Source organism: Micromonospora sp. RTP1Z1 (assembly GCF_033804685.1).
Taxonomy (GTDB): domain Bacteria; phylum Actinomycetota; class Actinomycetes; order Mycobacteriales; family Micromonosporaceae; genus Micromonospora.
Genome location: NZ_JAPFQV010000109.1, coordinates 1 through 9,672, shown reverse-complemented (window position 1 = coordinate 9,672; position 9,672 = coordinate 1). Strand labels below are relative to the sequence as shown.

The following is a 9,672-nucleotide window of genomic DNA, read 5'->3' as shown; positions in this document are numbered from 1 at the left end:
CCTTCTTCGACCTCGCCGATGCCATCATCACCCTACGTAGCCTGATCCGGCAGGCATGGAGCCGCTACCGGTGGGACACCCGACCCACACGACGCCCATGAACCACCACCTATTTGCGCGGCCTCTAAGCCTCGATCGAAAGGACTCTCGATGGGCAGAGCGGGCCGGAACAAGACCAAGGCCAAGGGTGTCCGCGCCCTCACTCGCGCGCAACGGACAGCTGTGCTCAACCGTGCTGCTCGGCTCGTTGCCGAGGTCAACGACGGGAAAGCGCAGTGCATCGAGAGGATCGCGCTGCTCGAAGGCGTAGCGGACCTGCTTCACGTCCGGGCGGAGCCAGTGCCGGTCGCGGTCGCCGCCCAGGGGCCGGCGGGCTCCTGCCTGCTGGGCGAGGCAGTGGACGGCGTTATCCCGACCATTCCTGGCGGGACGGTGAGGCGCTCGCCGACCACCGCAGACTGGAACGGCGCCGGGCACCTCATCCTGTTCGCGCCCCAGGAGAGCCGCCTGTTCGATCCCACGCTCAACCAGGTGAGCCCTGCCACCGGGCTTCCTCGTGGTGCCCTGGTCATGCCGGTCACCGCGGACCAGCTCTACGGCGACGACCTGACCTTTGGGATCGGCGAGGGCGGCCTGGTCCTGTATCGCGTCGTCCCAGGCGACTCAACCTGGAGAACCGCGTACAACGCTCAGTACGCCGGCCTGGGGCGGTCTGCGCGGGTGGTCGCGAGGCGGGCGCTGGAGTTGGAAGGGTTCGACGAGGACTTGGTGGCCGAGTGAGTGTGGACGAAGTGGTGGCCGGCCGGCGTGGTCTTGGCCCCGATCACGTCGGCGCGCCGCAGCAGCCGCCGGGCAGTGGCGTCGTCGAGGAAGCCGCCCTCCGGACGGCAGCCCCACGGGCAGGCCATCTGCTCGACCAGACCTGATCGTTGGTAGCTGCGCGGACAGCGGCTCCAGCTCGGCGACCCGGTCCCGGCCGTCGCGGCCCTGCCGTCGGCGGCGGCTCATCTGGACGCCTCCCGTTCGAGCGCTGCGCGGACCCGCTCGTCGCGGTCCCGGGCCAGCAGATCGTAGGCGGTGATCTCGGGGCCGAACGTGTGTCCGGCCAGGGTGTCCGGGAGAGCACCCGGCCGTTGTAGTAACCGCGCCGGCCGGCGTAAGTGGTGAACAACGACGGGCGTCCGGTGGGGAAATGCAACTCTGACCGGGGCGAGGTGTGGTCACCTCAGCCACCCGAGGAACCTGCGGTGGAGGGCGCCTGCCGGCGCCCAGCTCATGTCCTGCGTCGCGGCCACCAGGTGCGAGCCCATGTAGATGCTCAGGGACACCGGAGCGCCGGCGTACTCAGCGAGCAACTCTTGTCGACGGGTACGGCAGGGCCAGGAGGCACCACACCCGCCGCAGGTCCAGATCGGCAGCACCGGCCCGTGCGTGGTCATCGGTCCTCACCCGGCCAGTGCCCCCGGCTGATCGGCAGGCGGTGCCTCGCCTGACAGGGCAGGTCAGTCCCGCAGCGGCAGATCCGCCTCCACCTCCGCCACGACCACACCGGCCGGTGCCGGCGGGCCAGGGTGAGGGCGGCGGCTATCACGTACTCCTCGTACCGGACCATCGGAGTCCCCTCCTGCAACCTACGTTACCCAGTACTCTGGGTATACCGACGATACCCCGTGTCGGCTCATGAATCCCCCTGCGTGTTCTCTTGATGCAGGGAGGACGACCGATGGCTCAGCCGCTGTATCAACAGATTGCCGGCGACATCACGCGGCAGATTGAGTCAGGCGTATTGAAGCCCGGGGACCGCCTGCCCAGCACCCGTCAGCTCTGCGAGCAGTACGAGGTCAGCGAGACGGTCATCCGATTCGTCATGATCCAGCTCAAGGCGCGGGGCCTGGTCTACGGCCAGCCGGGCCGAGGTGTGTACGTCAGCACGAAGGACTGACCCGGCCGGGGCAGGTCATTACTTTGCTCGTCGTGGACGCACCAGCGCTCACATAGCCGGCCTTATCGCTCAACATCACGCTCCGCCGTCGCTGGCCGGCCCTGACGGCGCGGCGGCTCAGGGGTAGAACCCGGCCGACCGGAGCCGTTACGACGCGAGCCCCTGCGGGCCGAGGATGGCACAGGGCGGGTTGCTAGGAGCCTGAGGTGCACCACGACCCTCAGCGTGCGCAGCCCGGTGGCGCCCCTGAGCAGATTCGTCGCGGCCTCCTGCTCCGCCATCGGCGGCGTGTCCACCAGCAGACCGCAGGCTGTGGCTGAGCACGGTCAGATCCTCCGAAACGGAGGCTCTCTACCAGCCGCAGCGGTTCACGATGGCTTGCGAGCAACAGGCACGATGGACCTTCCGGATACGCAGTCTCGCGGGGTGGGGATTACACCGTCCCCACAGGATTGTTCTCCTGGTTCAATGCACCGCCGTGCTGGCTCGGGCGATGGACCGGCTGATGACCGCCCACGCCCGAAGTTTGAACCTTCCCGACTCCGAGGGGACGCTGGCGTCGACCAGGCGACTAGGCGCTCGCTCGACGTCGCCGGGAGCGGGCTGCTCCCAATCTGCTCCCAATGTAGGGGGCAGATGGCAAGAATCCCGTTACCGGATCTTACGGCGACGGGCTTCTGACCTGCATATATCGATGGTGGGCGATACTGAGATCGAACCAGTGACCTCTTCGGTGTGAAGGAAGTGCTCTCCAGAGCGTCACTAGTTGACCCGGACGCGCAGCGGCAAGTTCCCCGGCCTATCGCCAACTCGGCCTGCGGCTGACAACCACCGGAAACACAAACGGTGCGAGCCGCACTGGCTTGCACCGTTGATCTTCTGGTGTCCGAGGGGCGAGCCGAACCATACGCACACATGCCTGCTTGGATGACCTGGATCGAACGGCCGACGCTCTGACCGAGGTTTGGTCCTTCGGCCCGCGGCGCCACCTCTCGTACTGGACTGTGCATCTCTCGGTCGTGGCGTTCTCGTCGTCATGACTGCTCGCCGCGGTCGGTACCCCCGGCCGGTACGCCGCGACCGGCGTGACGGCCGCCGCGAGGTGCGCTATTCGAGCAGGTCTCGGATGTCGGAGGCGGTCAGCTGCGCGGACGCGAAGTCACCGCCGTCGAGGACGCTGCCGGACAGTTCGGCCTTGCGGGCCTTGAGCGCCATGACCTTCTCTTCGATGGTGTCCTTGGCGACCAGCCGGTAGACCATCACGTTGCGGGTCTGCCCGATGCGGTGCACGCGGTCCACGGCCTGCGCTTCGGTGGCGGGGTTCCACCACGGGTCGAGCAGGATGCAGTAGTCGGCCTCGGTCAGGTTCAGGCCGAAGCCGCCGGCCTTGAGGCTGATCAGGAATACCGGCGCCGTACCGTTCTTGAATTCGGCGAGCACCGTCGCGCGGTCGCGGGTGGCGCCGTCGAGGTAGCAGCAGCGGATGCCCGCTGCCTCCAACCGCTGCCGGGCGGCGTCCAGGAAGCGGGTGAACTGGCTGAACACCAGAGTCCGGTGGCCTTCGGCGACGAGGTCGGTGACCTGCTCGGCCAGCACGTCCAGCTTCGTCGACGACACGGCACGGTGTTTCGGGTCGACCAGGGTGACGTCGAGGCTGGCCTGCCGCAACAGGGTCAGTGACCGGAAGATCTCGAACCGGTGCTGTTGCAGGTCGCCGAGCAGGCCGAGCACCTTCTGCCGCTCCCGCTGCAGGTAGGTCTGGTACACCTTGCGGTGTCTGGGGTTGAGGTCCAGTTCGATGACCTGTTCCTGCTTGTCCGGCAGATCGGCGGCCACGTCGGCCTTGCGGCGGCGCAGCATCAGCGGCCGGATCCGCCGCCGCAACTGGGCCAGCCGTTCCGGGTCGTGGCCCTTCTCGATCGGATTGCGGTAGTGGTCGGTGAACCGGTCCGCGCGGGTGAACAGACCAGGCGCGGTGATGGACAACAGCGACCACAGTTCGAGGAGGTTGTTCTCCATCGGCGTGCCGGTGATGGCGAGTTTGAACGGTGCAGGGAGTTGCTTCGCGCAGCGGTATCCCTGGGCGTGGGGGTTCTTGACGAACTGGGCCTCGTCGAGGATCAACCCGGCCCAGTCGACCGCCTCGTACTCCTCGAACTCCAGTCGGAACAGGGTGTAGGAGGTGACCACCAGATCCGCGCCGCGTACCGCGTCGGCGAGCCCCACACCGCGTCGCGCGCGGGTCTGGGCGACCACGCTGACCGTGAGGTCCGGTGCGAATCGGCCTGCTTCACTCGCCCAGTTGTGCACGACGCTGGCGGGGGCGACCACCAGGAATGGCGCCCGCTGACCGCCGAGGTCCCGGACGTGGCAGATCAAGGCCAGAGCCTGCAGGGTCTTGCCCAGCCCCATGTCGTCGGCCAGCACCCCGCCGAGTCGATGCTCGTGCAGGGCGGCCAGCCAGCGGAACCCGTCCCGCTGGTACGGCCGCAGCGTGGCCTTCAGTCCCGATGGGACCGGATGCTCGACCCGGTTGCCAGCGTCGGACAGCGAGCGCACCGCCTCCTGCCAGGCGGCGGCCTGGCCGGTGACCTCGCCCAGTTCGGCCAACTCCTGCCACAGCCCGGCCTGGAAGCGCCCGACCCGCAGCACCCCGGGCGGCGGGTCCTCCAGCGCGCGGGACTCGGCGATCAGGTCGCGCAGCTGGCGAAACTCGGCACGGTCGAGGCTGAAGTACGTGCCGCTGGGCAGGATGAGGTACTGCTGATCCGCGGCGAGCGCGACGAAGAGCTCATCGAACGGCACCTGCTCACCGCCGACCCTCACCTGTACCGACAGGTCGTACCAGTCCGGCTGTCCACCGGTGTCGGCGCCGGCGAACGTGATGATCGGGGCCTGCAGCGTCTCCTGGTAGGCGGGGCCCGCGTCGTCGAGATGCGCGACGACGTCGACGCCGTCGATATCGGTCACCCGGGGCAGGATGTCGCTCAGGAACCGGATCATCGTGTCGCCGGCCACGTCGGCGGTGGACGCCAGCCGAGGCCCCGCAGGCGTTGACTCGAGCAGGCCCAGCGCCGGGTCGGCCACCAGCTCGGTCACCCGCCGCACCACCTTCTCGCGGTCGGCAGCGTGTGCGACGGGTGCTGGCGCCCACAGCGGCTCCCGATGATGACGGTCACCGATCGGCAGCACCCACTCCCATCCCAGCGAGAGCCGATGTCCGACCATGCGGTCCACCGTCAATGTCAACGCCGCCGCCCCGAGATCGGGCAACCGCACCGACGGACCCGCCGCGATCACTTCCGCCTGCCGTAGCAGGTTCGGATAGTACTGCTGGAGGAACCGTGCCTCGTCGTCTGCGGGGATCCGGATCGCCGGTCCCGCCAGCATGCCGGCGATGCCCGACTCCAGCGGCCGTGCCAGCGGCGCGAGCCGCAGCACCCTGTCCCGGGGCTGCGGGGTGGCCTGCCCCCGCACCCCCCACCAGGCGACACCGTGGGCCGGCCGGCCCACCAGCACCGACGAATCCGGCGCGACCGGCACACCGTCGCCAAGCAACGTTGGTACGAGCAGCAGATCGTCACCCGTCCGGTCGACCCGTACAGACACCCGCGCCGGTTCACGACACACGACGACCCGCCCGGCCGCCTTGCCGGCCTGCACCATCGGCAACCCGGTCTCCTGTGCCTCGCTCAGTAGATCCCAGATCCGCCGGCTCGCGAACGCGTCCAGGAAGACCATCTGCTGGTAGCCGCCGTAGTAGTGCCGGTCCTCGGTCGCCGTGGAAAGCGCCAGGATCTCGTTGAGGAGCTGCCAGTGCCGCTCGACCCGCCTCGGGTGCCCGTACCAGGCGTAACTGAGATTCGACCAGGAGATCCCGGACCGCACCCAACCGTTGCGACCTGGTACGACAGGGCGCAGGGCGACCCGCCATGACGATTCCGCGCCGCGCTGCGCGGCAGCCGCGACGAGATCGAACTGCAGCCCGACCTCCGCCCGGTCGGGTACCGGATCAGCGGAAGCCCCGGGGGCCGTACCGACCAGCGGGGACAGCGCGGTCTCCCACGCCGCCGGTGGCGCCACGGCCCGCGGGCGGGGCGCACCTCGGGCCGACACGACGGCGATGATCAACGCGGCCGGATGGGCGCAGCCCGGATGGTCTCCGCAGCTGCACGATCCCTCCACCGCCGTGATGTCGCCGTTCGGGTCGGTACGCGCGGTGGCGATCACCGTGCCGGGCAGTTCGCCACGGACCCGGGCATGAGCCTGCCCGGTCCGCGAATCCCATTGGACGTCGACCAGCTCGCCCCGATCGAGGTGGGCCCGTGCCTGGACGAAGGAACGTGTCCCCACCGCGACGCGCACGGCCTCCTCGTCCTCGGTCAGAACCAGGCGCGCCAAGGTCACCTCCACGAAATCCGGCCGGGGCAGCCGCGAGCGTATCCTTCCGCAAGGTGGGCAGTGCCCAGCGCCACCCGGTCCGTCCGCCCCGTCGGCTCGAGCACCAGCGGACCGCGGCCCGGGATGGTCGGCCGGAGGCTGCCGACGTCCGCGCGAGAACTTCGAACCAGCGGGCGGTGGCACCCTGACCCCGCCTGTAGTGCGGGATCGGCAGGCGGGGAGTTCGTCCTTGGAGCGATGACCATCAGGCCGTAGGCCAATCCAAGGGAGATCAGATGGCCGGCAGGTCGATGTCATGCGGGCCGGCGACGCCGCTCAGACGTACGATCGGGGTCAGGAGGTGAGGGCATGGTCCGAGGCAGCGGCGCGCCGCCTCGCTCACGGTATGTGGACCAGCGGCACTTCGTGGTCGCCGCCACCCTGTCCGACCTGCGCAGCCCGGTTGGCGGCGTGGTGACGCTCGACCGGTGGTTGGACTGGTCCGGCGACAGCACGTACGACCTGGACGACGCCGGCGATCTGCAGCTGATGTACCAGACGGTGCTGAACCAGGCTAATTCGGTCGCGGACCTGTGCCGGTGGTTGGACGGCCCGACTCTGCGCCGCTTGTGGCCAAGCTTGTGGCTCCCGGCCCGGCTGCGGGCGTTGTGGCAGGCACGCTTTCCCGAGCTGACCACGCCGCCCCAGGCGCTGGCCGGGTAGGAGTGGATCCGGTTCACCTCCGCCTGGCGGAGATCGGACTGCGGGTCGCTGCCCGCTACGGGTTCGCGTTGGCCGGCGGCTACGCCGTACAGGCCCACGGCATCCTGGACCGGCCGAGCGAGGACGTCGACCTGTTCACGGCGTGGGAGCGACGTGGCGAGTTCACCGCAGCAGTGGACGCCGTCGTCGACGGCTAACGCGACGGCGGGTATTCCGTCGAGGTGACGCAGCGGTTCGACACCTTCGCCCGCCTCGCGGTCACCGATCCCGCTCAACCGGAGCATCCGTACAAGGTCGAGCTGGCACGCGTTGCCGCCGGTGATGATGGACGTCGGGCCGGTCCTGCACGCCGACGACGTCGTCGCGGGCAAGATGTCCGCCCTGTACACGCGAGCCGAGCCTCGGGACTTCCTGGACATCGACGCGGCCCTCACCACGGGTCGCTACACCCGGACGCGGCTGTGCGAGCTGGCCGAACAGTCCGACGCGGGGTTCGACCTGCGCGTCCTGGCGGACCTGTTCGGAATGTTGGAGCGCTACCCGGACCGGCGTTTCGCTGGACAGGGTTCGACAAGACGGCGGCCTCCGCCGTCATCACCCCGCGCTGCGCAGCCCCGACCCGGACAGCGTCGCGGACTACCTGCAGACCAGCAGCATGATCATCGTGTGCGACCACGGCACCTGGACGATCGAAACCGAGACAACCGTCTTCACGCTCAGCTCACCGGCGAGCATCCTGACCGCCACAGCAAAGATCCCCGCCCAACGGGACGGGGATCAGGCAAAATACGAAGAACCATCACGCTTCGTGTGGAAATAACGTGTCCGAGCGAGTTGAACGGTGACTACATGATCAGGTTAGCCGCCGTGCTGCGCCTACCTCCGACTCAACCGAAGAGTTCACGGATGACTCCCATGGCCCGCGGCGAGATCGCCTCGTCGGGGTAGAAGTCGCTGCACAGGCGTACGGCGTCGTCCACTGTCACGACCTTGGCCAGCGCCGCCAGGGTGCGAAGGTCGTCCACGTCGCGGGCCCGCGCCGCGAGCGCCTTCATCGCGAGATGTGCTCCGGCGAGGCCGCCATCACGCGCAGGCCAGGATGGTCGAAGACACGCCGCCTGCCCGGGTCGTCCTTGCCGGAGACATACACGCTGGCCTGCTCGTTGAGCCACCACGGGGGCAGTCCCAAATCGTCGGCCACCGCACGCGCCTCATCGAGGACGACTCCGTGCGGGACGAACATCGCATCGACGTCCCTGGTCACCCGTTTCGCATCGTAGGCCAGCGCCATCGCGGCACCGCCCACAACGAAGATGTCAGCGACGACCCCGCGGCGGACAAGCCTGTCGCCCAGGCGGGTGAACGCGCGCTCGAGTTCCGCACGCCCCATCAGGACGCCGTCCGAGCTGGTCACGCCGCAGCCAGGTCGTGAACTGATAGGTACACACCGTGCTTCCGGAACGCAGCCGGCGCCCATGCCAGGGCGTCGGCCCGGTGGATGGCCAGTTCGGCCGGGAACCAGGCCCGGCGCAGCACACGTGCCTCACTCCACACCGGCGGGGCAAGATCCGCCTGGGCGAGCAGATGCTCCGCGAGGGCCGCAAGCAGCGCGTCCCAACGCGCGTCTCCGGTCAGCCCGGGCTCATCTTTCAACAGATCGACCCTGATTTCAGCCGGCTCCCAGCGGTACTCCTCCAGAAACTCCCACACCAGCTTCCAGCGGATCTGGTCGGCGTCCGCGGATGCCAGATGGGTGGCCAACGTGGCAAGACTCATCGGTTCGTAGCTGGTACCCACAGGGCGAGCCTCACCTCCGAACCAATGGCATCATTGGTTGCAGACTATCGCGGCACCGCCCGTGAACACCGCAAAGGTCAGGTGGCGACGCGTGTCCGAGTTCCAGCCGGCGACCCCGCTCGGTCACTGCTGTTCGTCTTGCCGTAGCCCGTACGTGCCGCGGAGGCTACGTCGGGCCTGCGCATTGCGAGTGGTCTCGACGACGATGAGGGCGGTCAGGACGACCACCGAGCCGGCCAGCCCGGCAAGCGGTGGGAGGACGACGGCGGCCGGCAGGGCGGCGAGGAACACGCAGGTCGCCACCAGCCGCGGAAGGCTCAGCGCACCGTGCATGCGGCGCTCGAACAGCAGATGCCCGGCCAGGTACAGCGCGGGGCCACCGAAGAGCGGAAGCGCGTAGAAGGCGCCCAACGGCTTGCCCTCACCGGCGTGCGCCAGCACGCCCTCGACGCCGAGGGCGGCCAGCAGGATGCCAGCAACGACGGGAAAATGCCCGTACGTGTACGCCTCGACCGCCAGGTTGACCCTGGCTCGGCCTCGCGCCTCGACGAGTCGGTGCTCGGCCGCGAGCGACACCAAGTCGAAGTACAGCCACCACAGGCAGACGGCGACGGCAACGCCAAGAATGGCCGCAAACAACAGCGGCGCGCTGATGGGCCGGTCGGCGGCGCCAACACCGATTGCGACGACCGACTCGCCAATGGGGCTCAGCGAAGTTAGTGGGGGTTGAGGTGTCCGCGGCTTTTCCGGGTGGTTGCGCAGCGTGTTCGTAGGCGTTGGTTGATGGGGTTGCGGAAGCCGTAGGCGTTGCGGGCGACGGTTTTGATGAC

General features: G+C 68.7%; 11 protein-coding genes and 2 pseudogenes. 8 read left to right on the top strand and 5 right to left on the bottom strand.

Annotated features, from left to right (window positions below; translation table 11 throughout):
• The 4 genes and pseudogenes from SLP03_RS30920 to SLP03_RS30905 all read left to right on the top strand — a co-directional run.
• Positions 1 to 101, top strand: a pseudogene (locus SLP03_RS30920) (IS5/IS1182 family transposase); the annotation flags it as partial.
• Between the two features lie 49 nt (positions 102 to 150).
• Entirely contained in the window at positions 151 to 780 is a 630-nt protein-coding gene (locus SLP03_RS30915) for a hypothetical protein (protein WP_319464179.1), read from the top strand.
• Positions 777 to 926 (top strand): hypothetical protein, encoded by a 150-nt coding sequence (locus SLP03_RS30910; protein ID WP_319464178.1) that lies wholly within the window; start codon positions 777 to 779, stop codon positions 924 to 926. The genes SLP03_RS30915 and SLP03_RS30910 overlap by 4 nt, the downstream gene beginning before the upstream one ends.
• A gap of 797 nt (positions 927 to 1,723) precedes the next feature.
• A complete protein-coding gene (locus SLP03_RS30905; protein ID WP_319464177.1) occupies positions 1,724 to 1,942 on the top strand; it encodes a winged helix-turn-helix domain-containing protein in 219 nt (72 codons plus the stop codon).
• Between the two features lie 1,107 nt (positions 1,943 to 3,049).
• On the opposite strand, the gene SLP03_RS30900 is transcribed toward SLP03_RS30905, so the two are convergent.
• The gene (locus SLP03_RS30900; RefSeq protein WP_319464176.1) at positions 3,050 to 6,343 is read right to left on the bottom strand and encodes a DEAD/DEAH box helicase; all 3,294 of its coding nucleotides are present in this window, start codon (positions 6,341 to 6,343) and stop codon (positions 3,050 to 3,052) included.
• A 348-nt stretch (positions 6,344 to 6,691) separates the two neighbouring features.
• Between SLP03_RS30900 and SLP03_RS30895 the strand changes: the two genes are divergently transcribed.
• From SLP03_RS30895 to SLP03_RS30880, 4 genes and pseudogenes are all read left to right on the top strand, one after another.
• The gene (locus tag SLP03_RS30895; protein ID WP_319464175.1) at positions 6,692 to 7,045 is read left to right on the top strand and encodes a hypothetical protein; all 354 of its coding nucleotides are present in this window, start codon (positions 6,692 to 6,694) and stop codon (positions 7,043 to 7,045) included.
• Positions 7,046 to 7,047: 2 nt separating this feature from the next.
• The gene (locus SLP03_RS30890; protein WP_319464174.1) at positions 7,048 to 7,242 is read left to right on the top strand and encodes a nucleotidyl transferase AbiEii/AbiGii toxin family protein; all 195 of its coding nucleotides are present in this window, start codon (positions 7,048 to 7,050) and stop codon (positions 7,240 to 7,242) included.
• 124 nt (positions 7,243 to 7,366) lie between these two features.
• Positions 7,367 to 7,474: pseudogene (locus SLP03_RS30885) on the top strand (nucleotidyl transferase AbiEii/AbiGii toxin family protein); the annotation flags it as partial.
• Between the two features lie 226 nt (positions 7,475 to 7,700).
• A complete protein-coding gene (locus SLP03_RS30880; protein WP_319464181.1) occupies positions 7,701 to 7,865 on the top strand; it encodes a hypothetical protein in 165 nt (54 codons plus the stop codon).
• A gap of 67 nt (positions 7,866 to 7,932) precedes the next feature.
• Here the strand turns inward: SLP03_RS30880 and SLP03_RS30875 are convergent, their stop codons facing one another.
• From SLP03_RS30875 to SLP03_RS30860, 4 genes are all read right to left on the bottom strand, one after another.
• A complete protein-coding gene (locus tag SLP03_RS30875) occupies positions 7,933 to 8,100 on the bottom strand; it encodes a hypothetical protein (RefSeq protein WP_319464173.1) in 168 nt (55 codons plus the stop codon).
• Positions 8,097 to 8,459 carry a hypothetical protein gene (locus SLP03_RS30870; protein ID WP_319464172.1) on the bottom strand — a complete coding sequence of 121 codons (363 nt, stop codon included), beginning with the start codon at positions 8,457 to 8,459 and terminating at the stop codon, positions 8,097 to 8,099. The genes SLP03_RS30875 and SLP03_RS30870 overlap by 4 nt, the downstream gene beginning before the upstream one ends.
• Positions 8,456 to 8,842 carry a hypothetical protein gene (locus SLP03_RS30865; protein ID WP_319464171.1) on the bottom strand — a complete coding sequence of 129 codons (387 nt, stop codon included), beginning with the start codon at positions 8,840 to 8,842 and terminating at the stop codon, positions 8,456 to 8,458. The genes SLP03_RS30870 and SLP03_RS30865 overlap by 4 nt, the downstream gene beginning before the upstream one ends.
• A 123-nt stretch (positions 8,843 to 8,965) precedes the next feature.
• The coding region (locus SLP03_RS30860; protein ID WP_413644770.1) for a low temperature requirement protein A at positions 8,966 to 9,672 on the bottom strand (707 nt) is incomplete at its 5' end.

Coding starts and splice junctions, on each gene's coding strand:
- SLP03_RS30880 (WP_319464181.1), top strand. CDS start 7,701: ATGATCATCGTGTGCGACCACGGCACCTGGACGATCGAAACCGAGACA.
- SLP03_RS30875 (WP_319464173.1), bottom strand. CDS start 8,100: ATGAAGGCGCTCGCGGCGCGGGCCCGCGACGTGGACGACCTTCGCACC.
- SLP03_RS30905 (WP_319464177.1), top strand. CDS start 1,724: ATGGCTCAGCCGCTGTATCAACAGATTGCCGGCGACATCACGCGGCAG.
- SLP03_RS30895 (WP_319464175.1), top strand. CDS start 6,692: ATGGTCCGAGGCAGCGGCGCGCCGCCTCGCTCACGGTATGTGGACCAG.
- SLP03_RS30915 (WP_319464179.1), top strand. CDS start 151: ATGGGCAGAGCGGGCCGGAACAAGACCAAGGCCAAGGGTGTCCGCGCC.